Below are 226 nucleotides of genomic sequence, written 5' to 3' on the forward strand. Positions count from 1 at the left end.
GGGCGTGAGCCATACCCGGTGGAGGTGGCCCGGACCCACAGCCTGTCCGCGGTGCGCCAGGCCTACCCGGACCTTGCGGCCAACACCGAAACGGGTCAGCGGGTCGGAGTCGCCGGGCGGGTGATCTTCGCGCGTAACTCCGGCAAGCTCTGCTTCGCAATGCTGCAGGAGGGCGATGGAGCCCAGCTGCAGGCGATGGTCAGCCTCGATCGGGTCGGGCAGGAGT

Annotated in this window: 1 pseudogene; it reads left to right on the forward strand. The window is 69.5% G+C overall.

Annotated features, from left to right (window positions below):
• Nucleotides 1-226: pseudogene (locus ACPGXI_RS17675) on the forward strand (lysine--tRNA ligase); the annotation flags it as partial.

Origin of the sequence: Mycobacterium sp., from assembly GCF_049608025.1 — a bacterium.
In the GTDB taxonomy this organism is placed as follows: domain Bacteria; phylum Actinomycetota; class Actinomycetes; order Mycobacteriales; family Mycobacteriaceae; genus Mycobacterium.